The 24,713-nt window shown below is 72.6% G+C and carries 25 protein-coding genes; 9 read left to right on the top strand and 16 right to left on the bottom strand.

Translation table 11 applies throughout. From position 1 onward, the window contains the following. Positions 1-55: 55 nt before the first annotated feature. Positions 56-3,613 (bottom strand): bifunctional proline dehydrogenase/L-glutamate gamma-semialdehyde dehydrogenase, encoded by a 3,558-nt coding sequence (locus MT346_RS12695; protein WP_243563443.1) that lies wholly within the window; start codon positions 3,611-3,613, stop codon positions 56-58. A 115-nt stretch (positions 3,614-3,728) separates the two neighbouring features. On the opposite strand from MT346_RS12695, the gene MT346_RS12690 reads away from it, so the two are divergent. Beyond that, entirely contained in the window at positions 3,729-4,193 is a 465-nt protein-coding gene (locus MT346_RS12690) for a MarR family winged helix-turn-helix transcriptional regulator (protein WP_243563442.1), read from the top strand. A 122-nt stretch (positions 4,194-4,315) separates the two neighbouring features. Here the strand turns inward: MT346_RS12690 and MT346_RS12685 are convergent, their stop codons facing one another. The 3 genes from MT346_RS12685 to MT346_RS12675 form a co-directional block, all read right to left on the bottom strand. After that, complete coding sequence (locus MT346_RS12685; RefSeq protein ID WP_243563441.1) at positions 4,316-4,495, bottom strand: hypothetical protein; 180 nt, start codon at positions 4,493-4,495, stop codon at positions 4,316-4,318. A gap of 34 nt (positions 4,496-4,529) precedes the next feature. Next, the gene (locus MT346_RS12680; protein ID WP_243563440.1) at positions 4,530-5,273 is read right to left on the bottom strand and encodes a M23 family metallopeptidase; all 744 of its coding nucleotides are present in this window, start codon (positions 5,271-5,273) and stop codon (positions 4,530-4,532) included. A gap of 116 nt (positions 5,274-5,389) precedes the next feature. Then, positions 5,390-6,340, bottom strand: a complete 951-nt coding sequence (locus tag MT346_RS12675; RefSeq protein ID WP_243563439.1) for a DNA-3-methyladenine glycosylase — start codon at positions 6,338-6,340, stop codon at positions 5,390-5,392. Between the two features lie 73 nt (positions 6,341-6,413). Here MT346_RS12675 and MT346_RS12670 point away from each other — a divergent pair, with 73 nt between their 5' ends. The 6 genes from MT346_RS12670 (at position 6,414) to MT346_RS12645 (ending at position 12,715) form a co-directional block, all read left to right on the top strand. Further along, complete coding sequence (locus tag MT346_RS12670) at positions 6,414-7,442, top strand: 6-phosphofructokinase (RefSeq protein ID WP_243563438.1); 1,029 nt, start codon at positions 6,414-6,416, stop codon at positions 7,440-7,442. 65 nt (positions 7,443-7,507) lie between these two features. Beyond that, on the top strand, positions 7,508-8,485 hold the full coding sequence (locus tag MT346_RS12665; protein ID WP_243563437.1) for an acryloyl-CoA reductase: 978 nt from the start codon (positions 7,508-7,510) through the stop codon (positions 8,483-8,485). 87 nt (positions 8,486-8,572) lie between these two features. Beyond that, a complete protein-coding gene (locus MT346_RS12660; protein WP_243563436.1) occupies positions 8,573-9,241 on the top strand; it encodes a GntR family transcriptional regulator in 669 nt (222 codons plus the stop codon). A gap of 2 nt (positions 9,242-9,243) precedes the next feature. Further along, the gene (locus tag MT346_RS12655; protein ID WP_243563435.1) at positions 9,244-10,605 is read left to right on the top strand and encodes a hypothetical protein; all 1,362 of its coding nucleotides are present in this window, start codon (positions 9,244-9,246) and stop codon (positions 10,603-10,605) included. Continuing rightward, a complete protein-coding gene (locus MT346_RS12650; RefSeq protein ID WP_243563434.1) occupies positions 10,602-11,396 on the top strand; it encodes an ABC transporter ATP-binding protein in 795 nt (264 codons plus the stop codon). The genes MT346_RS12655 and MT346_RS12650 overlap by 4 nt, the downstream gene beginning before the upstream one ends. A gap of 95 nt (positions 11,397-11,491) precedes the next feature. Further along, the gene (locus MT346_RS12645) at positions 11,492-12,715 is read left to right on the top strand and encodes a hypothetical protein (RefSeq protein ID WP_243563433.1); all 1,224 of its coding nucleotides are present in this window, start codon (positions 11,492-11,494) and stop codon (positions 12,713-12,715) included. Positions 12,716-12,808: 93 nt separating this feature from the next. Here the strand turns inward: MT346_RS12645 and hemL are convergent, their stop codons facing one another. The 11 genes from hemL to hemE all read right to left on the bottom strand — a co-directional run bounded on the left by hemL (position 12,809) and on the right by hemE (position 22,556). Continuing rightward, entirely contained in the window at positions 12,809-14,152 is a 1,344-nt protein-coding gene (gene hemL, locus MT346_RS12640) for a glutamate-1-semialdehyde 2,1-aminomutase (RefSeq protein WP_243563432.1), read from the bottom strand. Continuing rightward, entirely contained in the window at positions 14,149-15,204 is a 1,056-nt protein-coding gene (gene hemB / locus MT346_RS12635) for a porphobilinogen synthase (protein ID WP_308221900.1), read from the bottom strand. Before hemB ends, hemL begins: the two co-directional genes overlap by 4 nt. Further along, positions 15,201-15,860 (bottom strand): uroporphyrinogen-III synthase, encoded by a 660-nt coding sequence (locus MT346_RS12630; protein WP_243563528.1) that lies wholly within the window; start codon positions 15,858-15,860, stop codon positions 15,201-15,203. Before MT346_RS12630 ends, hemB begins: the two co-directional genes overlap by 4 nt. A gap of 114 nt (positions 15,861-15,974) precedes the next feature. After that, the gene (gene hemC / locus MT346_RS12625; RefSeq protein ID WP_243563431.1) at positions 15,975-16,952 is read right to left on the bottom strand and encodes a hydroxymethylbilane synthase; all 978 of its coding nucleotides are present in this window, start codon (positions 16,950-16,952) and stop codon (positions 15,975-15,977) included. Continuing rightward, positions 16,949-18,184, bottom strand: a complete 1,236-nt coding sequence (locus MT346_RS12620) for a ferrochelatase (protein WP_243563430.1) — start codon at positions 18,182-18,184, stop codon at positions 16,949-16,951. The genes hemC and MT346_RS12620 overlap by 4 nt, the downstream gene beginning before the upstream one ends. Then, positions 18,181-18,924 carry a hydrogen peroxide-dependent heme synthase gene (gene hemQ, locus MT346_RS12615; protein ID WP_243563429.1) on the bottom strand — a complete coding sequence of 248 codons (744 nt, stop codon included), beginning with the start codon at positions 18,922-18,924 and terminating at the stop codon, positions 18,181-18,183. The genes MT346_RS12620 and hemQ overlap by 4 nt, the downstream gene beginning before the upstream one ends. Before the next feature lie 90 nt (positions 18,925-19,014). Then, positions 19,015-19,251, bottom strand: coding sequence for a DUF3618 domain-containing protein (locus tag MT346_RS12610; RefSeq protein ID WP_243563428.1), 237 nt, complete (start codon positions 19,249-19,251; stop codon positions 19,015-19,017). 41 nt (positions 19,252-19,292) lie between these two features. Beyond that, on the bottom strand, positions 19,293-19,751 hold the full coding sequence (locus MT346_RS12605; RefSeq protein WP_243563427.1) for a phage holin family protein: 459 nt from the start codon (positions 19,749-19,751) through the stop codon (positions 19,293-19,295). Then, a complete protein-coding gene (locus MT346_RS12600; RefSeq protein ID WP_243563426.1) occupies positions 19,748-20,002 on the bottom strand; it encodes a hypothetical protein in 255 nt (84 codons plus the stop codon). The genes MT346_RS12605 and MT346_RS12600 overlap by 4 nt, the downstream gene beginning before the upstream one ends. 95 nt (positions 20,003-20,097) lie before the next feature. Further along, positions 20,098-21,414, bottom strand: a complete 1,317-nt coding sequence (locus tag MT346_RS12595) for an NAD(P)/FAD-dependent oxidoreductase (RefSeq protein WP_243563425.1) — start codon at positions 21,412-21,414, stop codon at positions 20,098-20,100. After that, a complete protein-coding gene (gene hemE, locus MT346_RS12590; protein ID WP_279397033.1) occupies positions 21,411-22,556 on the bottom strand; it encodes a uroporphyrinogen decarboxylase in 1,146 nt (381 codons plus the stop codon). The genes MT346_RS12595 and hemE overlap by 4 nt, the downstream gene beginning before the upstream one ends. Here hemE and MT346_RS12585 point away from each other — a divergent pair. Then, entirely contained in the window at positions 22,555-23,892 is a 1,338-nt protein-coding gene (locus MT346_RS12585) for a glutamyl-tRNA reductase (protein WP_243563423.1), read from the top strand. The two genes, hemE and MT346_RS12585, sit on opposite strands and share 2 nt — an antisense overlap. Beyond that, complete coding sequence (locus tag MT346_RS12580) at positions 23,889-24,326, top strand: NUDIX domain-containing protein (protein ID WP_279397038.1); 438 nt, start codon at positions 23,889-23,891, stop codon at positions 24,324-24,326. The genes MT346_RS12585 and MT346_RS12580 overlap by 4 nt, the downstream gene beginning before the upstream one ends. Here the strand turns inward: MT346_RS12580 and MT346_RS12575 are convergent. Next, a complete protein-coding gene (locus tag MT346_RS12575) occupies positions 24,323-24,619 on the bottom strand; it encodes a hypothetical protein (RefSeq protein WP_243563421.1) in 297 nt (98 codons plus the stop codon). The two genes, MT346_RS12580 and MT346_RS12575, sit on opposite strands and share 4 nt — an antisense overlap. Between the last annotated feature and the right edge of the window lie 94 nt (positions 24,620-24,713).

Raw genomic sequence — 24,713 nt, 5'->3', positions numbered from 1 at the left:
GAACGGGTGACCGACTGGCGGAACGACCTGCTCGACCGGATGCGCGCGGGTCGGTTCAGACGCGCAGGTCGCTGAACTCGGTGTCCACCTCGCCGAAGCGGTGCGCGGTGATCGAGACGGACTGCTCGCGGAGGTAGGCCAGCATCTCGATCAACCCGGCCTCGACCACCGGCGCCGCGTGGATCGCGACGTCGATGCTCGCCCCCAGGGCTTCCTCGAGCGCCAGCGGATCACCGCCGACCAGACGGATGCGCGCCCCGGGTCCGCCGAACGCGGTGTGACGCGGCCGGTCCTGTCCCTGGGCGAGCACGACGTCGATGGCGTCCTGGGGCTGGTCGTCGGGGTTCGACCAGTCGTCCTGGAACACCGCCCCCGACGCCGCCCGGCGCAGGAACTCGTCGTCCGACTCGACGACGTGGTCGACGACGTCGAGCGGCGCCCGGCGCGCTGCGAACAGCTGCGTGAGCGGCCCGGGCAGCGGGCGGGCGGTGCTCAGCAGCACGTGCGCACGACTGGCCGTGGCGGCGACGAGGGTCCGGACCAGGTCACCGTTCGAAGCGCCCTCGGCCTGCCGCACGATCACCGACTGGGGACGCCACCGCAGCACGTTCCGCTCGACGACCAGGCCGGCGGGGTCACGTGAGACCCCGAACTCGGCCGCCCGGGCCTGCACGTCGCTGAGTGCCCCGGCGCGGACCTGGTCGAACTCCTCGAACGACAGGCCACTGCGCGCTGCCTCGACCACGGCAGTCACGCGGTTCGACAATCCGTGCAGCTGGATGCTCTTGTGGACCGTGCGGGGCGTGGGCTGCCACCGGCCGAGCGTGACGACGGACATCGAGCCACCCGGCCGGGTACCGGTGCCGACGGCGGAGCGCTTCCACCCGCCGAGCGGGTTCCGACCGACGACCGCGCCGGTGGTGGGGCGGTTGACGACGAGGCTGCCTGCCTGGACCCGCTGGACCCACTCACCGACCTCGTCGGCGTCGAGCGAGTGCAGGCCCGCCACCAGCCCGTGGTCGGTGCCGTTCTGGATCGCGATCGCGTCGTCGAGGGTCTCCGCGCGCATGATGCCGAGCACGGGCACCGGCTGCGCGGTCTGGTGGGCGTCGCTGCCCGGCCGGACACCGTCGCGGATGCCCGGCGACCACAGCCGTCCGGAGTCGTCGAGCGGCGCCGGCTGCACCAACCAGGACTCCCCCGGTCCGAGCTCCGTCAGCGCCTGCAGGACCGCACCCGTCGGCTCGGCGACGAGTGGACCCATCTGCGCCGTCGGGTCGTCCGGCCACGCCACCCGGATCGTGCGGGTGGCGTCGACCAGTCCGCGACGGAAGCGTTCACTGTCGGCGAGGGAACCGACCAGCACGACGAGCGACACCGCATCGACTCCCTGCCCTGCCCGACCGAAGGCCGACCGCACAATGTCCTGCACGGCCAGGTCGACGTCCGCCGACGGGGTGACGACCACGACGTTCGTGCCGCCGGTCGCCGCGGTCAGGGGCAGCCCGGCGCGCCACCACGTGAACGACCGGGCGGTGTCGGCAGCACCGGCGAACACGATGCGGTCGACGGCGGCGTGCGCGATGAGCTGCCGTCCGAGGACGTCCTCGTCGAGGTCGACGAGCTGCAGCAGGGAGTGCGGGACTCCGGCGTCCCAGAGCACGTCGGCCACGACCGCGGCGGACCGCTTGGCATGGGGAGCGGGCTTGAGCAGCACCCCGCTGCCCGCGGCGAGCGCCGCCAGCACGCCACTGGCCGGACCGGCGACGGGCTCGGACCACTGCGGGACCACCACGGTCAGGCGGGGCGGGACGAAGGCGGCACCGGTGACGTCCACCAGGTGGCGCGCGCGGTCCGCGAAGTGGTGCGCGAAGTCGACCGCACGGCTGACCTCGGCGTCGGCCTCGGTGAGGGTCAGACCGGTCTCGGCGACGGCGACCTCGACCAGGTCGGCGCGGCGGCCCTCGAGCTCGTGGCCGATCAGCTCGAGCAGCTCGGCGCGGTCGACGGGGTCCTGCCGCCCCCAGTTGACACCGGCCTGGGCGGTGCTGCGGACGATCCGCTCGAGCTTGGTGCGGTCGAGCACCCGCGAACCGCGGATGGTCTGCGCGCCGAGCTGCGACCGGGGCACCCGCCGCAGGACGTCGGCGGCCCACTGCCGGTTTGCCGGGACCGTCGGGTCGGTGACGGGCGCGTTGCGGAAGGCGTCGCGCGGGATGGGGTCGCCCGGGGACAGCCGGCGGTCCTGCGTGCGGTTGGTCGGCGGGACGGGCGCGTCGAGCGCGTCGACGGCAGCCGTCCAGCGGGCGTGCTCGCGGTCGAAGGCGGCGGGGTCGTCGCCGATCGCGAAGGCGGAGGACATGAACCCGTCGGCGCTGGCGTGCTCCTGGAGCCGCCGCGCCAGGTACCCGATCGCGGACCGGAAGTCGTCCGGGTGCACGACGGGGGTCGAGAGCACGACCCGTCCGACGTCGGCGCGGACGGCGTCGGCGTGCGTGGCCGTCATGCCGAGCAGCATCGCGACGTGCACTGCGTCGGTGACACCCCGGCGCTGTGCGAGCGCCCACGCGGTGGCCAGGTCGAACAGGTTGTGCCCCGCGACCCCGATGCGGACGGCGTCGGTGCGCTCTGGCGTCAGCGCCGCGTCGAGCATCCGCAGGTACGCCATGTCGGTCTCGCGCTTGCTGCCCCAGGTGGCCAGGGGCCAGTCGTGCAGGATCGCATCGACGTGTTCGGTCGCCAGGTGCGCGCCCTTGACGAGCCGCACGGTGATCGGTGCACCGCCACGAGCACGTCGCGTGAGCGCCCACTGCGTCAGGGTCTCGAGTGCTGCGGCACTGTCGGGCAGGTACGCCTGCAGCGTGATGCCGGCGTGCAGTGCGTGGAACTCGGGACGCTCGAGCACGGCGCGGAACACGGCGACCGCCAGGTCCGTGTCACCGTGCTCGTCGACGTCGAGGGTGATCGTCGCGGGCTCGGGACGCGCTGCGGCCAGGCGGTACAGGGGCACCAGCCGGTCGACGGCGCGCGCCACGGTCTGGTCGAACGCCCACGGCGCGGGCTGCGGCACGACGGATCCGATGGACACCGACACGCGGTCGACGTCGTCCCGCGCGAGCAGGTCCTGCACGCCCTGCAGCCGACGGTCGCTGTCGGCGCTGCCGAGCACCGGCCCGCCCAGCAGCGAGACGTCGAGTTCGGTGCCGTCGCTGCGGAGCTTGGCGAGCGCCGGTCCGAGCTTGGCGGGCGCGGCGTCGACGACCAGGTGACCGGTCATCCGGCGCAGGATCCGGCGCGCGGTCGGGATGACGGCCCACGGCGCCATCGTCGCGAAACCACCACCGAAGGACACCGCGCCGCGCAGGTACCAGGCGAGCGCGTCGGGCACGCCCTGGCTGAGCTGTTCGAGGTGCCGTGCCGCCACGCGGGGGTCGTCGGGACGGATCACGCGGTCGATGAACCCGAGCGTGAAGTCGAGTCCCTGGTCGTCCTGCAGCACCTCGGCCAGACGGGCTGCACCGGGGTCGGGCTTGACGTCCGCCGATGCCGCGAGCCACCGTCGCACGAGTGCGGTGGCGTCGTCGGTGCAGTCCTTCAGGCGGGCGGTCGGCATGCTCCGATCGTAGGCGGGGGCGCCGACGCCACCTCGGAGCGCGCCGAGTGCTCGCCAAGTGTCAGTGATGTGCCAGCGTCGCGCCGCCTGCGGTCCGCATGGATACGCTGAGGGGATGCCGAAGCAGGGGGCCGACCGTCACGACTGGGCGACGTGGGACGCGTACCACGACGTGTGGCGCCGGTTGGACCGGGCGCTCGACCACGCCGTGCAGCAGGGTGCCGGCATCTCGATCCCGGAGTTCGAGATCCTGATCGGTCTGCACCGACAGCCCGACCACCGGCTGCGGGTCCGCGACGTCGCGGCGGGCATCGGCTGGGAGAAGTCCCGCGTCAGCCACCAGGTCACACGCATGGTCTCGCGCGGACTGGTCGAGCGCGCGGACTGCCCCACCGACGGCCGAGGCAGCTGGGTCGTGATGACCGCGGACGGCCGCCGCGCGGTGCTCGCCGGCATCCGCGCGCACACCGCGGCACTCGAGCACCTGTTCTGGAGGCCCGTGGCCGGTGACGCGGACACGCTGCGGTCCGTCAGTGCACGGATGCAGGACGCGCTCGGCCCCACCGACCCGGGTCTCTGACAAGCCCCGCCCATGCGCGCCGCGCAGGTCCCGCCGCGGACGTCCGTTTCGCACCCTGCTGCGGACATCGCGCCCCGGCAGTACGGGGCGCGATGTCCTCACGCGGGTGCGATGCGAGCCTCTCAGGCTGTGGTGCCCTGCAGGGCGATGGCCTTCCACACATCGAACTCGCGGTCGTTGCCCGTGACCGGCTGCCCCCACGCCTTGATCGCGACCTGCAGTTCTTCCTGGTTCTTGAGGCCGCGGAAGTACCCTGCTCCGACGACGGCGATGCCACGGTTGGTGGACTGGATGAGCTTCATGATGTTCTCCTTGCTGCGTTGATGGGATCGGCCGTCAGGCCTTGGTGCCGCCGATGGCGATCGACTTCCACACGTCGAACTCGCGGTCGTTGCCGATGAGCGGGTCGCCGAGCAGCGCCACGGCGCACGCCTGGAACTCGGCGGTCGGCAGGGCGTTGAAGTAACCGGGGCCCACCACAGCCGCCCCGCGCCCGCTCGACTTGATGATGATCAGCTCGTCATCGAGCTGCTGCGGCGGCGACGACGTGTCGTTGGCGAGCGGCGCATCCTCGATCAGCGGTGCCGGGTCGATGAACGATCCGTCCTTCGTGATGCCGAGGTGCAGGTGCGCACCGGTGGACACCCCCGTGCTCCCGACGAGGCCGATCTTCTGTCCTGCAGAGACCTTCGCCCCGGTGGACACCTGGAAGGCACTCTGGTGTCCGTACCAGCTCACGTACCCGTCGCCGTGATCGATGCGCGTCAGGTTGCCGTACCCGGTGTTCGTGCTGGTCTCGACGACCGTTCCGGACGCGACCGCGTAGATCTGCGTTCCGGTGCCCGCGGCGAAGTCCAACCCCTGGTGGTTGGTACTCCCGATGTCCCCGGGCGACTGACGCGGACCGAACGCCGACGAGATCGTGTGCCGCTCACGGAACGGGTACCGCCAGGCGACCGCGGCGAATGCCGGCGTCGCTCCGAACCCGAGACCGCCGAGCGCCGTTGCACCCGCCGCAATCCCGGCATAGGCGAGGATCTGGCGCCTGGTCGGGCCGTCCTCTCGACGTGATGTGTCCACGTTTCCCCTCTCGGGGGACGACCCCTTCGCCCCCATCCCGACGGTACCGACTTCGGCGAGGAGGTTGCAGTCGGCAACTCGGCCGACCTTTCCTGTACCCTTGTGCAGCCTTTTGTTCAGTGGTGACGGTGGTCCTGGATCGTCATGCGCGGGCCGAACGCGGGCTTGCGGAAGCCGCTCCCGCTGATCAGCCGCACGACACGCTCGCGGTGCCCGCGCCACGGCTCGAGCAGCTCGAGCATGCCGTCGTCGTCGACCGGCCCACCCGTCAGCGCCCACCCGACCAGCGCTGGCACGTGGAAGTCCCCGACGCTCGGCGAGTCCGGGTCGCCGTGCGCGCGCTGCGTGGTCTCGGCAGCGGTCCACCGGCCGATGCCCGGGATCGACTGCAGCCGTGCAGCGACGACCGACCCGCCGCGGCCGAGCGTCAGCGTCCGTTCGAGCGCGGGCGCGACCTTCACCGCCCGCATCACCGTCGCGGAACGCCCGGGTTCGATGCCCGCACGGTGCCATTCCCAGCTCGGGATCCGCGCCCACTCGTCGGCGGCGGGCGGCACGATCATGCCGACCGGCGCAGGGCCGGGCGCGGGCGTGCCGTACCGCCGCAGCAGGTACCGCCACGCGCCCCAGGCCTGGCGCGATGTGACCTTCTGCTCCAGGACGGCCGGCACGAGCATCGCGACGACGGTGTTCGTGCGGCACAGCCGGAGTCCGGGCTGCCGGTGCCGGGCGTCGGCAAGGAACCCGTTCCCCGACACGTCGAGGTCGGACCAGTCGTCGCCGCGGCCGACCAGGTCCGGCCCGTGCTCGATCGCCCACGCGGCGCCGTCTCCCCACGCGGAGATCGCGATCGTGTCCCCGGCGGGCCGGACCGCGACCGACGCGGGACCCTGCGGCGTGCGGAGGGCGAGCCACACGTCGGAGCCGACCACGCGGAAGGCCGGGTCGCCGGAGCCGCGCTGCAGGGGCCGCAGGGTCGCTGCCACGTCCACCGGGCCTCCAGGTCGGTACACCGTGTCGAGCCGGGTGTCCCCCGACGGACGCGGGGCGAGACGGACCTGGGGCATGACAGGGATGGTAAGCGAAACCACCGTCGGCCAAGATGGACCTGTCCCACCTCACCCGACAACGGAGTTACCCATGCGTATCGGCATCCTCACGTCCGGCGGCGACTGCCCCGGGCTCAACGCGGTGATCCGGGCTGCGGTCCTCAAGGGCATCGCGATCCACGGCTACGAGTTCGTCGGGTTCCGTGACGGCTGGCGTGGCGTGGTCGAGGGCGACATCGTCCCGCTCGGCCGCAAGGACATCCAGGGCATCGCCAAGCAGGGCGGCACGATCCTCGGCACCAGCCGCACCAACCCCTTCGAGGGCGAGAAGGGCGGCGTCGAGAACATCCAGCGGGTGCTCGAACGCCACGGCATCGACGCCATCATCGCGATCGGCGGCGAGGGCACCCTGGCCGCGGCGAAGCGCCTGACCGACGCCGGGCTGAAGATCGTCGGCGTCCCGAAGACCGTCGACAACGACCTCGGCGCGACCGACTACACGTTCGGGTTCGACACCGCCGTCGAGATCGCGACCGAGGCGATGGACCGCCTGCGCACGACCGGTGAGTCGCACTCGCGCTGCATGGTCGCCGAGGTGATGGGCCGGCACGTCGGGTGGATCGCCCTGCAGAGCGGCATGGCCGCGGGGGCGCACGCGATCCTGATCCCCGAGCAGAAGACGAGCATGGCGCAGATCGCCGCGTGGGTGCAGTCCGCCTACGACCGCGGACGCGCCCCGCTCGTCGTCGTGGCCGAGGGCTTCGTCCCCGACCACGAGGACAACGCGCACACCGAGCGCGGACTCGACGCCTTCGGGCGCCCGCGCCTGGGCGGCATCGGCGAGCGCCTGGCGCCGCTGATCGAGGAGATGACCGGGATCGAGACCCGAGCAACCACCCTCGGGCACATCCAGCGCGGCGGCACGCCCACCGCGTTCGACCGGGTGCTCTCCACCCGGCTCGGGCTGGCCGCGGTCGACTCCGTGGTCGAGGAACGGTGGGGCCGCATGGTCGCGTTGCGCGGGACCGAGATCGTGCACGTGTCGTTCGAGGACGCGCTGGGCGAGCTGAAGACGGTGCCGCAGTCGCGGTACGACGAGGCCGCGATCCTGTTCGGCTGACCGGTCGCGCCCGCCCCGCCGGTGCGTCCGGTCGCGGCCTGGAGGCCCGGGGTAGCGTTCGGCGCGTGACCCGCGCCGTCCTCGTCTCCAGTTCCACCGCCCCCGTCGTCACCGACGTCGACGTCCCCGACCCGGGTGAGGGCGAGGCCCTGGTCGACGTCGCGTTCTCGAGCGTCAACTACAAGGACGGGCTCGCCCTGGCGCGGGACCCCGGCGTGGCGCGGATCGACCCGCTCGTGCCGGGCATCGACGTCGTCGGCACGGTCGCCGCACTCGGCCCGGGGGTCCACGACGTGCGGATCGGCGACCGGGTGGTGCTGAACGGTGCCGGTGCGGGCGAGAACCGGCACGGCGGCTGGGCCGTACACGCCCTGGTGCCGTCGGCATCGCTCGTCGTCCTGCCCGACGAGGTCGCCGAGGACTTCGTCGCGGCCGTCGGCACCGCCGGGTTCACCGCGGCGCTCAGTGTCGTCGCGCTGGCCCGGTTCGTGGACCCGGCGGACGGTCCCGTCCTGGTGACCGGGGCCTCTGGCGGGGTCGGCTCGGTCGCGATCCCGCTGCTGGCGGGGCGGGGGTACCGGGTGACCGCGTCGACGGGTCGCACGGGGAACGCGGATGCGCTCCGCGCGCTCGGCGCGGCCGACGTCGTCGACCGCGCGACGCTCGGGGACCGCGGCCGGCCGATGCAGAAGGCCGTCTGGGCCGGCGCGGTGGACAGCGTCGGGGGTGCGACGCTCGCGAACCTGCTCGCGTCGACGCGGTGGGGCGGCGCGGTGACGGCGTGCGGCCTGGCGCAGGACGCCGAGCTGCACACCACCGTGCTGCCCTTCATCCTGCGTGGGGTGTCCCTGCTCGGCATCAACTCGGTCGATGCACCCGCGGCGCTGCGCCGTCAGGCGTGGGAGGTGCTCGCAGACGAACTCGATCCGGTGCTGCTGGCCGGGGTGACCCGGACGGTCGGCCTGTCCGAGGCGATCGACGTCGGCCCCGAGGTCGTCGCTGGTCGGGTGCACGGCCGCACGATCGTCGACGTCCGCCGGTGACCGGCGTCCCGCTGGACATAGCAAGCGTTTGCACATCAACACGTTAGGATCGGCATGTCAGACACCCGTTGCTGAGTGGAGTTCGTGATGCCGGTACCCAAGTCCTCGATCGAGACCTCACCGCGCAAGCTCCTGCGTGACGTCGTGTACGAGAAGATGCTCGCCGCCCTGCGCGACGGCACCCTGCAGCACGGCGAGCGCCTGAACGACGACGAACTGGTGCAGTGGCTGGGCGTCAGTCGGACCCCGATCCGCGAGGCCATCGCGAAGCTCGTCGACATCGGCCTGGTCGAGATGGAGGCGAACCGCTACACCCGCGTGGCGACGCCCACCCTGGACGACTGGGTGACCGCGACCCGCGCGATGGTCGGGTTCTTCGAACTCAGCCTGCGGTGGGGCGTGCCGGAGTACGACGACGCGACGGCGGACCGGATGGAGCAGCTGCTCGACCGCGCCGACGGCCTGCGCAAGGTCCGCGACAACGGCTTCAGCGGCGCTGTCACCGACATCGTCGAGTTCGCGATCGCGCACTCGGGCAACCCGCTCGTGCAGACCGCCGCGCAGGGTGCCCTCGAACGGGTGCGCTTCACGCTCAACCCGACCCCGGCGTTCGAGCAGTACGGCTCCGAGGCGTTCTTCTCGATCCTCCGCGAGGCCCTGCCGGAGCGCGACGGCGAGACCGCCGCCGAGGCTGGTCGCGCCCTGACCCGCAACTTCGAGCAGCACATCGAGTCGGTCCGCGCCGCGCGCGCCTGACCATGCTGCCCGTCGGCGAGGACGCGGAGCCCCAGCCGTACGAGCAGGCGTACCGCCGGATGCTCGCCGCGATCCGTGACGGCACCCTGGCGCGCGCGCAGGACCACGACGAACTCGAGCTCGGGCACCGCTTCGGCGCCAGCCCCACCGAGCTGCGCGGTGCCCTCTACCGACTGACCTACCTCGGCCTGGCACGGCGGACGGGTGCGACGACCGTGCGCATCGAGTCCCTCGCACCCGAGCGGTGGGCCGAGGGCAGCTGGGCGGTCCTCGACCTGCTCGAGATCGCCGTCCGGGCCACCGTCCCGGAGATGACCGACGAGCAGGTCGCGCGCCACGGCGAACTCGTCGCCGCAGCCGGACGCGACGCCCGGCTGCGCTCGGACGCCCTGGACACGTCGATGCTCGCGACCGTCGCGTTCTGGGCGGACGAGACCCCGAACCACTTCGTCGGACGGCTGCTGCACCGCGTGTTGGAGCAGTACCGGTACGGCCTCGAGCCGTCGCCCCGGTGGCGCGTGGCCGGGATCGACCGCTGGCTCGCCGCCTCGGCACAGGCGGTGCAGCTCGGCGACCCCGTCAGCGCCCAGCAGGCCGTCCACGTGCTGGCGCGGATCTGGCCCGAGCACCTGCGGGACGTCGCGGTCGCCAGGGGGATGAACGATCCCGATGCGCTCCGAGCGCCCGCACCAGCGACGGACGCGACGATCCTGGTCGACGACGAACCGGACCCCGCCTGGTTCGACCTGCTCGGCGCAGTCCGCGACGGCACGTGGGCGCCCGGTGAGGTCGTCACGACGGCGCGCCTCGCCCGGCAGTTCCGCGTGCCCGTCGCCCGGCTCGTCCCGATGCTCCGGCGACTCGAGCTGACGCGCCTGGTCCGTGCCGTCCCGGGCACCGATGACGCCGTCGTCGTGCACACGCCGGACCTGCGCGACTGGTCGGACTCGGTGCAGCTGGCGACGGGCATGTTCGAGGCCGCGTTCCGGCAGCGCGTCACCGACCTGTCCGACGCGGACGCCGAGGTGGTCCTGGCCTCGCTGCGGCGGATCGGGCAGCTCGGTCGCGCCCGGGACTACGGGTACGTCGTCGCGCTGCTGTCGTTCGCGCGCTCGTGCATCGACGGCCTGCGGAACTCGTTCCTGCGCGACTCGGGCCGGATCGCGATGGACCGGACCGCGTACATCATGGAGCGCCAGACGCCCTTCCGGCAGTGGGAGCTCGACGACTTCCTCGCGATGGCGGCGGACGCCGTCCGGGCACGCGACCCCGGGCTCGCGACCGAGGCCATGCACGCGTACGGCCGGCACATCGACGCGCACGTCGCCGAGGTCCGCGCGCGGTACGGCACGATGGAGCGATGACCGACGTCCTCGTCCATGCCACCGGCGTCCGCGTCACCCGCTCGGGTCGCGACCTGCTGCACGACGTCGACCTGACGGTCCGCGCCGGCGAGCACTGGGCGCTGCTGGGACCGAACGGCGCGGGCAAGTCGACCCTGCTCGCCGTGCTCGGCGCGACCGGGCACCCGTCGGCCGGCACCGTCGAGCTGCTCGGACACCGGCTCGGCCGCGTCGACGTGCGATCGCTCCGCGAACACATCGGCCACGTCGACCCGCGACACCGGATGCTGTCCCCGCTGACCGTGCACGAGACCGTGCTGACCGGCCGGACCGGGACGACCGACCTGATGCCACGGTGGGAGCCGAGCGCCGACGACCTGGCCCGGGCCGAGCAGCACATCGCCGACGTCGGGCTCACCGCGCGTCGGGACGCCCGGTGGCCGGTGCTGTCGCAGGGCGAGCGCGGCCGGGCCCTGATCGCCCGGGCGCTGATGGCCGACCCCCGCCTGCTGCTGCTCGACGAGCCGGCGACCGGGCTCGACGTCGCGGCCCGCGAGCACCTGCTCGACACCGTGGACGCCCTGCGGCACCGGCACCCCGACCTGGGCAGCGTGATGGTGACGCACCACCTCGAGGACCTGCCCACCTCGACGTCGCACGCGATGCTGCTGCGGGACGGCGCGGTGGTTGCCCGGGGAACGGCCGACCAGGTGATCACGTCGTCCGCGGTGTCGCACGCCTTCGACTTCCCGCTGGCGGTCGTCCGCACCGAGGGTCGCTGGCACGCCCGTCGGTCCACGCACGCCGTGTGATGCCGACCGTCGCGCGTCCGGTCGGCACGGGAGCGTGACGCGGGCGGTACCCAGGTGCCACGTGACTGGAATGCGACGTCTCGTATTCTGCATGCGTGACGATCGCCGACACCCAGTCCACCACCACCGCGCACCGGCCCGCAGCGCTCCCGGCACCCACCCGGTCGATCTCGGTCCACACCCGTGCCGTCGCGGTCGTGCTCGCCGGGTACGCTCTCGCGCGGCTGGTGACCGTGAGCCTGCTGGCGGTGGGACACGTGCTCGCGCGGACCGGGTGGTGGCCCTGGACCAACTACGACGCCAGCCGTTCGTTCGGGGGCTTCCTGCAGTGGTGGGACGGCCACGCGTACCAGGTCATCGCGACGACGGGGTACCCGAGCACGCTGCCACGCACCACTGACGGGCTGGTCCAGCAGAACGAGTGGGCGTTCCTGCCCGGTTACCCGGCCGTCACACGCTGGGTGATGGACTGGACGGGGCTGGACTTCCCCGCCGCGGGCGCGTTGGTCAGCATCATCGCCGGTGCCGCCGCGGTGGTCGCGCTCTACGCCGTGGTCGTGCACCAGTTCGGCGTCGACCGGGCCGTCCGTGCCGGAATGCTCTTCGCGTGCAACCCCCTGGCGATCGTCTTCCACGTCACCTACGCCGAGACGCTGTTCCTGGCGCTGTCGTTCACCGCCCTCGCCCTGCTGGTGCGCGGACGGTGGCTCACCCTGGTGCCCCTCGCGGTCGCGGCTGCGGCGGTGCGCCCCGGTGCGCTCTTCATCCCCGCCGCGCTCGGCGCGGTCTTCGTCGACGCCGTCCTGCGTCGCCGCCGGATGCCGTGGACACGATGGGTGGCCCTGGTCGGAGCGGGCCTGGTCACCGCCGCTGCCGGCCTGGCCTGGCCCGTCGTGGTGTCGGCGGTCACCGGGACCCCGGACGCGTACGTCCTGACCGAGCTCGCCTGGTGGCGGGACATCATCGGGGTGGTCGAGTTCGTCCCGCTGACCCCGTCGTTCCTGCTCGGCTGGTCGCTCGGTGGAGTGCTCGGTGTCGCCGTGGTCGCGGTCGCACTCGGCACCGTCACCGTCGTGGCGGTCCGACGCTCACGGGGCGCCGCACTCCCCCTGCGGGCCGCGGTGCTGTCGTACGGGCTGTACGTGGTCGCGGTGTTCCTGCCGCAGCAGAGCCTGTTCCGGCTGCTGCTGCCCGCGGCGCCGGCGCTCGGGTCGTCGACGTTCACCGGCACCCGCAGGCGGTTCGTCGTCACGTGCGGCGTCTTCGTCGCGCTGCAGCCCGTCGCGATCGTGTTCCTCTGGCTGACCTGGCCGCTCTGAGCGACGTCGGCCCGGCCGCTGGACCCGGACCCGCATCGGACGGGAGGCCCGTGGCGGCGTCGCCACGGGCCTCCCGTCCGATGTGGACCGCGGCTAGGGCCGCGCGCTCGCAGCGGCGCGCGCCGCTGCCGGCAGCGCCTGCAGCACCCGGTCGACGGCACGCTCGTCGTGGGCAGCCGTGACGAACCACGCCTCGAACACGCTCGGCGGCAGGGTCACGCCGGCGTCGAGCATCGCGTGGAAGAACGGCGGGTACCGCCAGGTGTCCTGCGCGCGGACGTCGTCGTAGTTGCGCGGCGCCGTCTCGGTGAAGGCGAACGAGAACAGGTTGCCGGCACGCTGCACGGTGTGGGCCACACCCGCTGCGCTCAGCGCCTCGCTGGTCGCGGTCGAGATCACCGACGCCGTGCGGTTCAGCGACTCGTACACGGCCGGGGTCGCTGCCCGCAGGGTCGCGATGCCCGCGGCGACCGCCAGCGGGTTGCCGGAGAGCGTGCCCGCCTGGTAGACGGGACCGAGCGGTGCCAGGAAGTCCATCACCTCGCGCCTGCCGCCGAGCGCGGCGAGCGGCATGCCCCCGCCGATGACCTTGCCGAACGTGATCAGGTCGGGCTTCCACCCGGCCCCGTCCGGCACGGTGCGCGAGGCCTCGAGCCCCCACCAGCCGGCGGACCCGACCCGGAACCCGGTCAGGACCTCGTCGACGATGAGCAGCGCGCCGTGCGACTGCGTGATCTGCGCCAGCGCGCGGTTGAACCCGCGGTCCGGTGCCAGCACGCCCATGTTCGCGGCGGCGGCCTCGACGATGACGGCAGCGATGCGCTCGGAGTGGGTGTCGAACGCGGCGCGGACGGCATCGAGGTCGTTGTACGGCAGCACCAGGGTCTGCGCGGCGGTCTCGGCGGTGATGCCCGCACTGCCCGGCATCGCCAGGGTCGCGACCCCCGAGCCGGCCTCGGCCAACAGGGAGTCGGAGTGGCCGTGGTAGTGGCCGGCGAACTTCACGAGCAGGTCGCGGCCGGTGTAGCCGCGCGCCAGGCGGATCGCGGTCATGGTGGCCTCGGTGCCGGTGGACACCATGCGGATCTTCTCGATCGGCCCGTCACCGTCGACGGACACCCGCTGCTTGACGAGTTCGGCGAGCTCGGTCTCGCCGGGGGTCGATGCCCCGAAGGACAGTCCCCGCGCTGCGGCCTGCTGGACAGCCTGGACCGTCTCGGGGTGCGCGTGCCCGAGGATCGCGGGCCCCCACGACGCGACCAGGTCGACGTACTCGCGCCCTTCGGCATCGGTGACGTAGGGGCCCTTCGCCGACACCAGGAAGCGCGGGGTCCCGCCGACCGAGCCGTACGCGCGCACCGGGGAGTTCACGCCCCCCGGGATGCTGTTCTTCGCGCGCCCGAACAGCTGGTCGTTGGTGGTCGCTGTCGTGGTCATTCGGGGGCCTTCCCAGTCGAGGCGATGCCGGCGACGGCAGCGGTGGTGCCGGCGGTGCGCAGGCCGGCTTCCTGGTTCAGTCTGCGTGCGATGTCCACGGCGAAGTACGTCAGGATCGCATCGGCTCCGGCGCGCTTGATGCCGACGAGCGACTCCATCGCGGCGGCGTCGCGGTCGATCCACCCGTTCTGCGCTGCCGCGGTGATCATCGCGTACTCGCCCGAGATCTGGTAGGCCCAGACCGGCACCGGCGAGGTGGCAGCGGTCTCCGCCAGCACGTCGAGGTAGCTCATCGCCGGCTTCACCATGACGATGTCGGCACCCTCGTCGACGTCGAGTGCGACCTCGCGCAGCCCCTGCCGACCGTTCGCGGCGTCGATCTGGTAGGTCCGCCGGTCCCCCACGAGCGAGGACGACACGGCTTCGCGGAAGGGGCCGTAGAACGCCGACGCGTACTTCGCCGCGTAGGCCAGCAGCGCGGTCCCGGTGTGCCCGGCGGTGTCGAGCGCGTCACGGGCCGCCGCGATCTGACCGTCCATCATGCCGCTCAGGCAGACGAGCTCGGCACCCGCCTCGGCCTGGGCGACGGCCATGTCCCGGTAGCGCAGCAGCGTCGCGTCGTTGTCGACCGAGCCGTCGGCCGCCAGCACACCGCAGTGCCCGTGGTCGGTGAACTCGTCGAGGCACAGGTCGGACTGCACGACGAGCGCGTCACCGACCTCGGCTCGCGCGACGCCGATCGCGACGTTGAGGATGCCGTCCGGGTCGGTCGCCCCCGAGCCGGTCGCGTCCTTGTGCTCGGGCACGCCGAACAGGTTCACGCCCCCGATCCCCTGCTCGGCCGCCTGCACGAGCGCCCGGCGGAACGAGTCGAGCGAGTGCTGCTGCACACCGGGCATGCTCGCGATGTCGATGGCCTGGGTCGCTCCTTCGCGGATGAACATCGGCAGCACGAGTTCGGCGGGGTGCAGGCGGGTCTCGGCGACCAGGCGTCGCATGGCGGGGGTCGCGCGCAGTCGACGCGGGCGGACCTGGGGGAAGCGTCCAGTCACGGGTGGCCTTCCTGATCGGGAGTGGATGGGTCGAGGGCCTCGACGACGGCGTCGAGCAGGGCTTCAGCGGACCGCGACTCCGCGGTCGCGTGCACGGGGAGTCCGGCGGCACGGGCATCGGTCGCGGTGCCGGGACCGATGCACGCCACGACCGTGCGGGGGTCGAGCGGGGCCATCCGGCGGGCGATCTCGCGGGCGACACTGCCGCTCGTCACGAGCACCGCGCGGGGCACTGCGTCGAGGACGACCGGACCGTCGCCGGTCCCCACGGTACGGTACGCCACCGGGTCGTCGACCTCGATGCCGCGGGCACGCAACCCGTCGACGAGCGTCGTCGCGGCGATCTCGGAGCGGGGGAACAGGACGGCGCCGTCGGTGTCCGGCAATGCGTGCACCAGCCCGGCCGCCGACGTGTCGTCCGGTACCAGGTCGACCCGCCAGCCGACAGCACGTGCGGCTCGCGCAGTCGCGTCGCCGACCGCCGCCACCCGCAGGTCGGACGGGAGGCTCGGGGTGCGTCCGGCCAGGACCGTCACGGCCGTCGCGCTGGTCACCACCAGCCAGGCGTACCCGCCCCCGGCGGCTGATCCGTCCGCATCCAGCCGTGCCAGTGCACGGACGAGCGGCGCGTCGTCCAGCGGCGGCTCGGTCCGGATGAGCGGGACGATCCGGGGGTCGAGGCCCCGCGCACGGGCGGCCCCGGCGACGCGCTCGCCCCAGTCGCCATCCCGCGGGATGACGACGACGGGCGGGTGCGTGTCCGTGTCGACCTACTTCGTGGAGTCGGCGAGGTCGGCGAGGTCACCGGCGCCGTTCTCGAGCAGTTCGGCGGCGACACGGGTGCCGACCTCGAGCGCCTCGGCCAGACGGTCTGCCGGCGAGCCGTCGAGCACCGCGGCGTGCGACGCCGTGCGGTACTCGGAGCCGTCGGGACGGTACACCGTCGCCGAGACCAGCAGCATCTCGGCGTCGACGATGGCCGTCGCGCCGATCGGGGCCGAGCACCCGGCTTCGAGCTTCGCGAGCACCTGCCGCTCGGCCGACACGGTCAGCCGCGTGGGCGCGTGCTCGATCTTGCGGAGCGCCGCCACCAGGTTCCGGTCGGACTCGTCCGCACGGGTCTCGATCGCGAGCGCGCCCTGCCCCGGGGCACTCGGCCAGAAGCCCAGGTCGAGCAGCTCGGTCGCCTCGGACAGGCGGTCGATGCGGCTCAGCCCGGCGGCGGCGAGCACCACGGCGTCCAGGTCGTCGTGCACCCGAGCCAGCCGGGTGTCGATGTTGCCGCGGATGTCCACCACGTCGAGGTCGGGACGCTTCGCCTTGAGCTGCGCGGCACGACGGGGCGACCCCGTGCCGACCTTGGCGTGCTCGGGCAGCGTGTCGATCGTCGCGGCGTTCCGGGCGACCAGGACGTCGCGGGCATCGGCGCGCTTGGGGACGGCGGCGATGGTCAGCCCCGGGTACGGCGCCGTCGGCAGGTCCTTCAGCGAGTGCACCAGGACGTCGACATCGCCCGCGACCAGTGCTTCACGCAGGGCGGACGCGAACACGCCCGTCCCGCCCAGGCTGGCGAGACTGGCGCGGTTGGTGTCGCCCTCGCTGGTCACCGTGACGAGCTCGACTGGGCGCCCGGCTGCCTTGGCCAGGCGGTCGGCCACGTCCTGGGACTGGGCGACCGCCAGGCGGCTGGCACGGGTGCCGAGGCGGATGGGACGGACGGGGTCGCTCTGGTGGGCGGCCGCGGTCACGGGGCGACGCCGGCGGCGGCCGGCTTGAAGCCGGCGCGCTCGTTCTCGCAGCACCCGGGACGGCAGACGTCGTACCAGGGCCCGATGTCGGTCAGGTGCGGACGCTCGGCCTTGGACAGACCGTTCACCCGCTCGAGCACCAGGTCCACGAGCCCGGACACGTACGCCGGGTCGACACCGGGCGTCTGGGTGCGCAGCGACCACAGCCCGAGTTCACCAGCGGTCTCGGTGGCTTCTTCGTCGAGGTCCCACATGACCTCCATGTGGTCGCTCACGAAGCCGAGCGGCACGATGAGCACGGCGCGGGTCGGGCCGCCCTTGACGTCGTCGTTGAGGTGGTCGTTGATGTCGGGCTCGAGCCAGGGCTGCGTCGGGGGGCCCGACCGCGACTGGTAGACGAGCTTCCACGCGGGCTTGGTCGTGCCCCGCAGGTGCGCGTGCTCGGGCTGCTCGACGAGCTCGGACCAGGCCTGGTCCAGCACCACCTGCGCCACCGCCTGGTGTTGGGCTGCATAGGCACCACCGTCGCCGAACCCGCGGAAGTCCGGGCCGGACTTGGCAGCGTCGGACGAGGGGATGGAGTGCGTGGAGAACAGGATGCGCAGCTCGGTCGCGACGTCGAGCCCGTCGTTCTCGGCGATCGCGCGGGCCATGCCGTCACGCACGCCGTCGACGAAGGGCCGGACGAAGCCGGGGTGGTCGAAGAACTGCCGGACCTTGTCGATCTGGATGGTGTCGATCAGCCCGGTGGCGTCGAGCACGCGGGCGTAGTCCTCGCGGTACTGGCGGCAGCTCGAGAACGACGAGTAGGCGCTGGTGGCGATGGCGATGAGCTTGGTGTAGCCCTTCTGCCCGGCCTCGGTGAAGGCGTCTTCCAGGTAGGGAGCCCAGTTGCGGTTGCCCCACAGCACCGGCAGGTCGATGCCGCGCGCGGCCAGTTCGGCCTCGAGTGCGGCCTTGAGCGCGCGGTTCTGCGCGTTGATCGGGCTGACCCCGCCGAAGTGCCGGTAGTGGTGCGCGACTTCTTCGAGTCGCTCGTCCGGGATCCCGCGGCCACGGGTGACGTTGCGCAGGAACGGGATGACGTCGTCCTGACCCTCGGGGCCGCCGAAGCCGGCCAGCAGGATCGCGTCGTACGCGGTCGGGGTCTCGACGTGCTCGGGGCCGGACGCCGCCGCGGGGGTGGCTGCCAGGACGGGCTGTCCGTTGGTGATCAGGCTGGTGTCGGTCACGACAGGATCTCCGGGAGTTCGGCGGTCGTCACGCGACGACCGGTGTAGAAGGGCACTTCTTCGCGGACGTGCATGCGGGCCTCGGTGTAGCGGAGGTCACGCATCAGGTCGACGAGGTCCACCAGGTCGGGGCTCTCGAGCGGCAAGATCCACTCGTAGTCGCCGAGGGCGAAGGACGCGATGGTGTTCGTCAGGACCCGACGGTACTTGGCACCGGCGACACCGTGGTCGCGGAGCATCTTCGAGCGCTCGTCCTCGGGCAGCAGGTACCACTCGTAGGACCGGACGAACGGGTAGACCGTGATCCAGGCCTCGGGGTCCTTGCCGCGCAGGAACGCCGGCGTGTGCCGCTTGTTGAACTCGGCCTCGCGGTGCATGGCCATCGCGTGCCACACCGGCTCGGCGTCCTGGAACACCGCGGTGCGGCGGACCTGACGCAGCACCGCCTGGATTGCCTGCGCGTCGTCGCCGTGCAGCCAGATCATGACGTCCGCATCGGCGCGGAAGCCGGAGACGTCGTAGAAACCGCGGATCGTGACGCCTCGCTCGGCACCGGCGGCCACCACGGCGTCCAGCTCGGACACCCCGTCGGCGCCGACGGGGTCGACGTGACCGGTCGGCCGGCGGAACACGGCCCACAGCGCGTACGCCGTCATCAGGTTGGGGTCGATGCCCGAGTCCGGTGCGGTCTCGTGCGGTGCGGTCTCGTGTGCTGGTGTCGTCGGCTCGGTGGAGCTCATCTGGTCCGTGGTCCCATCAGTTGCAGAACGTGGTCCGCCGGTCCCCGACACCGGCGAGCACCCCTGTGACCGCGGCCGACCCCTTCGGATCTACCGCCGTCGGAGCACCGTCACGACGATACCCCCGACGACCACCGCGCCCGCTGCGAGCCCGACCAGGTACGGGGGACGCTTCTCGCTCACACCACGCTTCACCTTCGCGGCGGCGATGCCGAGCTGCTTCGGGACGTTGAGCTTGTCCTCGATCGCGTCGAGCGTGTCGAAGAGCTGCGCGCGCGTCGACGCGACGTCGGCGGCGAGCTTGTCGTGCGGGTGCTGGTCGGTCACTGGTCCTCCGTGGATGGTGCGTGGGTGCTGACGCGGGAGCGTCAGAACCGGCCGCCGACGTCCGGCGTCCGAGACGCGTGCTGGGTCTCGGGGGTCGGCTTCTTGCCCATGCCCCGGACCGCGCGGATGTCGTTCTTGACGCTGTCGATCGTGCGCTCGGGCGTGATCGGCAGGCCCTTCTTGAAACGCTTCCACCCGACCAGGCCGAGGATCGCTGCGACGACGAGCATCACGAAGGCGACCACGAGCGCCGCCAGCCAGGCCGGCATCACGGTCGCCAGGCCCATCACGGCCGCGGTCAGCAGGACGCCGATCGCGTACAGGACGATGACGAGCGCCACGACGAGCAGCGCTGCCGCCAGGGCGAAGACCTTCGCCTTGCCGACGAGCTCGGCCTTCAGGAGCGCGATCTCACCCGTGACGAGGTTCTTGACGAGCTGGGGCACGTCCCCGACGAGACCGAACAGCGATCGCGGCTTCCGGTCACGTGTGTCCGTCATGAGGTCGCGGCGTCCTTCTTCTGGCCGACCTTGCGGACGACCTTCTTCGTCTGCTCGCCGACGAACTCGGCGACGTCCGGCGTCTTGTCGGCGACGAACTTGTCGACGTTGTGCACGCCCTTCTGGACGCCGTTGCTGTTCCAGATCTTGCCGCTGACGGTCTTGATCTGCTCGTACCGCGCCCGTCCGGCTCGCGATCCCAGGACGTACCCGAGTGCTGCGCCGGCGACGAACAGGAGCCTGCCTCGCATGGTTCCTCCGAGAGTTCAGTGTGCGGTGGTCATACGTCGAGCGGAATGTCTCGGCGTGAAGACCAACAGTAGCCCTCGGCCGGTGCGGGGTCCGCTCAGGAACCCAGGAGGTCCCGGATGCGCGACCGCGTGGTGCCGACGATCCCCGCCAAACCGCGCCCGTTCGAGGCTTCGCCGATGCCGACGACGCCCTCGTCGAGCCCGGCCGGCTCGGTGTCCGGCCCGTGCCAGCGGACGCTCGCTGCGCCGAGCACCTGGTCGGCACCGATCGGCACCCCGAGCAGCGTCGCCGCGTCCGCTGCGGCACGCGTGCCGGTGGCGTCCGACGGGTCGACCAGGAGGCTCGTCCCGACGTCCGCCGCGTCCGCTGCGGTCGTGCGGTAGCTGAGTCGCAGGACGTGCCGACCGTCGGCCGCCTCGGCCAACCACGGCCACTTGGCGCTCGCGTGGGTGATCGCCTTGGCCCGCACGCCGGTGGCGTCCGGGTGCACGAGGACTCCGGTGCCACGGGGAGCGGCGTCGAGAGCCGGTTGGTCCACGACGAGCGTGACGAGCTCGATGCCCGTCCGCGTCGGGCTCGCCGGACGGCGGGGGTCCGGCACCGTCGACAGGACGTGGTCGGCGACCAGGCGCTCGGTCGTGCCGTCCGCGCCGGTGACCTCGACCGCGGCCCGTTCGATGCGGGTGGCGCGCGTGTGCAGGCGGACGTCGACGTGCCAGGTCTCGAGGTCGGCGACCAGCTCGTCGACCAGTCGGACGATGCCCCCACGGATGCCCTGCACCGCGGAGCCAGCGGTGGCGCGGGCACGCAGGGCGATGACCGCACGCGCGAGCGAGCCCTCGCGCTGGAGTGCCGCGCGGAGCCCGGGCGCGACCCGGTCCGGGTCGAGGTCGTCCGGGTGCGTGGAGTGCACGCCGGCCACGACGGGGGTCACCAGGTCGTCCAGGACCTTCGCGCCCATCCGCTTCCGGACGAGCTCGCCGAGCGAGGTCGCACGCGCGCCCACCGGCGACGGCAGCAGCGAGTCCATCTGCGCCCGGAGCGCGGCGCCCTGGCCCACGACGGCGATCACGTCGGCGGCCATCGGGGTGCCGGGGATGCCGAGCAGACCGGTCGCGGGCATCTTCGCCGTGCGGCCGTCGCGCGTCGTCAGCCAGGCGCCGCGGGGGTCCGGGTCGACCAGGTCGTTGCCCAGGCCGAGTTCGACCGCCAGCGCGGCGACGGCGTCGGTGCGGGTCGCGAACGAGTCGGCCGCCATGTCGAGGTCGATCCCGGCGACCGTGTGCCGACGGACCATCCCGCCCAGCTCCCCGGACCCCTCGACCAGGACGACGTGCACACCGGCCTTGGCGAGGTCGCGGGCGGCGAGCAGGCCCGCGACCCCACCGCCGACGACGACCGCCTCGGTCATGCGGCCGCTCCGCTGCCCAGGGAGTGGACGAGCTGCACGACGCGGGTCAGGACGTCGGGATCGGTCTCCGGCGGGACCCCGTGCCCGAGGTTCACGACGTGTGCGCGGGCTGCGCCACCCCGGCGGACGACGTCGCGCACGTGCTGCTCGAGCACACCCCACGGTGCGGCGAGCATCGCCGGGTCGATGTTGCCCTGCACGGTGACGTCGTGGCCGACCCGCTCGACGGCGGTGTCGAGCGGCAGCCGCCAGTCCACGCCCACGGCCTCGACGCGGGGACCGGGCGCCTGGTCACCGAGTGTGGTCATGTCGGCCAGGACCTCGCCGCTGCCGACCCCGAAGTGGATGCGGGGCACCCCGAGGTCCGCGACGTGCGACAGCGCCCGGACGGAGTGCGGCGCCACGTGGTCGAGGTAGTCACGTCGGGACAGCGACCCGACCCACGAGTCGAAGAGCTGGGCCGCCGAGGCCCCGGCGACCACCTGCGCGCGGAGGAACTGCCCCGACACGTCGGCCGCCCAGGACAGCAGACGCGACCAGGTCTCCGGCTCGGCGTGCATGAGCGTGCGGGCGCGGATGTGGTCCTTCGACGGGCCACCCTCGACCAGGTAGGCGGCCAGCGTGAACGGTGCGCCCGCGAACCCGATGAGCGGGGTCGACCCGAGTTCGGCGACGGTGCGGGCGACGCCCTCGTGGATCGGTGCGAGCGCGGTCGGGTCGAGTTCGGGCAGCGCGTCGACGTCGGCCGCGGTGCGGACGGGCGAACCGAGCACCGGACCGCGACCGGGGACGATCTCGACGTCGACGCCCGCCAGCTTGATCGGCACGACGATGTCGCTGAAGAAGATGCCCGCGTCGACCCCGTGCCGACGGACCGGCTGCAGGGTGATCTCCGAGGACATGGCCGGATCGAGGCACGCGTCGAGCATGGCTGTGCCGACTCGAAGGTCGCGGTACTCGGGCAGCGAACGCCCGGCCTGGCGCATGAACCAGACCGGCAGCGTCTCCGGGCGATCACCGCGGAGCGCCCGGACCAGCGCGGATCCGGCGGTGCGCCCGTCGGCCAACGGATGCGTGGACGGGAGGGCGGTGGTGGGTGCATCGGTCACCCGCTGATTGTCGCAGCAGCGACTGTCGGACATGCGCGGTACCATCGAGTACGTGCTCATCTGTCTCACGGCGTCGCATCGCAACGCCAGCTTCGACCTCCTGGAGCGACTGAGCATCGGCGCCCCCGCGGCGGCCTCGCATCTGGTCACCGGATCGGACGTCCTCGACGGCGCCGTGGTGCTCGCCACGTGCAACCGGTTCGAGGCCTACCTCGACATCGCGGGCGATGACGGCGACTCCGCGGTCGCGACCACGGTCGACGCGGTGGCCACCGCCAGTGGCCTGGCCCCGTCGGACGTGCTCGACTCCGTGACCGTGCTCGACGGCAAGGACGTCGTGCAGCACCTGTTCGCCGTCTCGAGTGGCCTGGAGTCCGTCGTCATCGGCGAGACCGAGATCTCCGGGCAGGTCCGCCGCTCGCTTGAGGACGCGCGCGCCAACGGGACGACCACGTCGGACCTCGAACGACTCTTCCAAGAAGCGGCGCACACGTCCCGCGGCGTCAAGACCCGCACCCGCATCGGTGCCGCCGGCCGGTCGCTCGTGCGTCTCGGCCTCGAGCTGGCGTCCTCGCGGGTCACGGACTGGGGCCGCGCGCACGTGCTGCTGGTCGGAACCGGCAGCTACGCCGCCACCACCATCGCAGCGCTGCGCGACCGCGGTGCCACGCGCATCCAGGTGTACTCACCGTCCGGGCGCGCAGCGTGGTTCGCCACCAAGCACGACCTGGTCGCCGCACACGACCTGCGCCAGGCCATCGCCTCGAGCGACGTCGTGATCACGTGCACCTCGAGCGAACAGCCGGTCATCAGCGCCGGCGACCTCGACGACGGGATCCGCCGCATCGTCATCGACCTCGGCCTGCCGCGCAACGTCGACCCCGAGGCCACCCACGTGGGTGGCGTCGAGTTGCTCGACCTCGAGACCATCAGCATCCACGCCCCCGTCGCCGAACTGAACGCCGAGTCCGAGGCCCGCGCGATGGTCGACGACGCGGTGTCGCGCTTCCGGGCCCAGGCGCTCGAACAGTCGACCACCCCGGCACTCGTGGCCTTCCGCAAGCACGTGTTCGGCATCCTCGACGACGAGATCGAGCGCTCCATCCGGCGCGGCGACGTCACGCCCGAGGCGGCCGAGCAGACCGAACGGGCGCTGCGGCACCTGGTCGGCGTCCTGCTGCACCGCCCCTCGGTCCGCGCCCGAGAACTCGGTCGTGCCGGGCGGGGCGAGGAGTTCGTGGGTGCGCTCGACGCGCTGTTCGGGGTCCGTCCCGAGCCGCAGGAAGTCGCCGACGTCGCGGTGCCGGTGGTGCCGTTGACCGACCGGTCCACCTGCCCGCGTGACACGCCCGAGGCGGACGCGAGCTGAGCCTCCCGTCCGTCCTGCGGGTCAGCGCGCTGCTGTTGCTGCGTGAGGGCCACGTGCTCATGGTCCGCGCCCGTGGGCGCGACGTGCTGTACCTGCCCGGCGGCAAGGTCGAACCCGGGGAGACCGCGGTGCAGGCGGCGATCCGCGAAGCCCACGAGGAGACCGGGCTGGTGGTGACCGCCGCCGACGTCGACGAGTTCGCCGTGGTCACCGAACCCGCGCACGGACAGGCGCCGGGCACGGTGGTCGCGATGACGCTGTTCCTCGCCCGGTCACCGGGCACGCTGGACGCGGCAACGCCGGTCGCGTCGGCCGAGGTGGACGCCGTCGAATGGGTGACTGCCGACGATGCGGACCGGTGCCCACCCGCCGGCGTGGCGACGCTGCGCCTGCTCGTGGATGCGGGTCTGCTCGACGGACCGTCGCGCGGCTAGCCGTTCTCGGTGTCGTCGGTGCCGGTCCCGGAGTCGACGTAGTGACCGACCTCGTCGGAGAGACGCGGCTCGTTCTCGCCCGGGATGTCCGACTCGACGTACTCGCCGTCGGTGCCGGTGGTCGTGGGGACGTCCTCGCCGGGGATGTCGCTGCCGACGAACTCGCCCACCGGTTCGTCGGAGTGCACCGTCGGCTCGCCGGGGATGTCGCTGTCCGTGAAGGCCCCTGCTCGCGTCTCGACACCGTCCGACCGGTCCGATTCGCCGCGGATCTGCTCGTGCTTGCCTGCCATGGTGGATCCTCCAGGTCTGGGACGGCCACTGCGCCGTCCGCTCGCGAGTGTGCTCGTGGACCCTGAGTGCGCCCTCGGACGTACCGCGGTGGAA

Source organism: Curtobacterium sp. VKM Ac-2922, from assembly GCF_022815645.1.
Classification (GTDB): domain Bacteria; phylum Actinomycetota; class Actinomycetes; order Actinomycetales; family Microbacteriaceae; genus Curtobacterium.
This window is presented reverse-complemented; position numbering and strand designations above follow the sequence as displayed.

Bases quoted from the DNA above. Each gene is read 5' to 3' on its own strand.
- MT346_RS12695 (WP_243563443.1), bottom strand. From the start codon at position 3,613: ATGCCGACCGCCCGCCTGAAGGACTGCACCGACGACGCCACCGCACTC.
- MT346_RS12690 (WP_243563442.1), top strand. From the start codon at position 3,729: ATGCCGAAGCAGGGGGCCGACCGTCACGACTGGGCGACGTGGGACGCG.
- MT346_RS12685 (WP_243563441.1), bottom strand. From the start codon at position 4,495: ATGAAGCTCATCCAGTCCACCAACCGTGGCATCGCCGTCGTCGGAGCA.
- MT346_RS12675 (WP_243563439.1), bottom strand. From the start codon at position 6,340: ATGCCCCAGGTCCGTCTCGCCCCGCGTCCGTCGGGGGACACCCGGCTC.
- MT346_RS12670 (WP_243563438.1), top strand. From the start codon at position 6,414: ATGCGTATCGGCATCCTCACGTCCGGCGGCGACTGCCCCGGGCTCAAC.
- MT346_RS12660 (WP_243563436.1), top strand. From the start codon at position 8,573: ATGCCGGTACCCAAGTCCTCGATCGAGACCTCACCGCGCAAGCTCCTG.
- MT346_RS12655 (WP_243563435.1), top strand. From the start codon at position 9,244: ATGCTGCCCGTCGGCGAGGACGCGGAGCCCCAGCCGTACGAGCAGGCG.
- MT346_RS12650 (WP_243563434.1), top strand. From the start codon at position 10,602: ATGACCGACGTCCTCGTCCATGCCACCGGCGTCCGCGTCACCCGCTCG.
- hemL (WP_243563432.1), bottom strand. From the start codon at position 14,152: ATGACCACGACAGCGACCACCAACGACCAGCTGTTCGGGCGCGCGAAG.
- hemQ (WP_243563429.1), bottom strand. From the start codon at position 18,924: ATGAGCTCCACCGAGCCGACGACACCAGCACACGAGACCGCACCGCAC.
- MT346_RS12605 (WP_243563427.1), bottom strand. From the start codon at position 19,751: ATGACGGACACACGTGACCGGAAGCCGCGATCGCTGTTCGGTCTCGTC.
- MT346_RS12600 (WP_243563426.1), bottom strand. From the start codon at position 20,002: ATGCGAGGCAGGCTCCTGTTCGTCGCCGGCGCAGCACTCGGGTACGTC.
- MT346_RS12595 (WP_243563425.1), bottom strand. From the start codon at position 21,414: ATGACCGAGGCGGTCGTCGTCGGCGGTGGGGTCGCGGGCCTGCTCGCC.
- MT346_RS12585 (WP_243563423.1), top strand. From the start codon at position 22,555: ATGCGCGGTACCATCGAGTACGTGCTCATCTGTCTCACGGCGTCGCAT.
- hemE (WP_279397033.1), bottom strand. From the start codon at position 22,556: ATGTCCGACAGTCGCTGCTGCGACAATCAGCGGGTGACCGATGCACCC.
- MT346_RS12575 (WP_243563421.1), bottom strand. From the start codon at position 24,619: ATGGCAGGCAAGCACGAGCAGATCCGCGGCGAATCGGACCGGTCGGAC.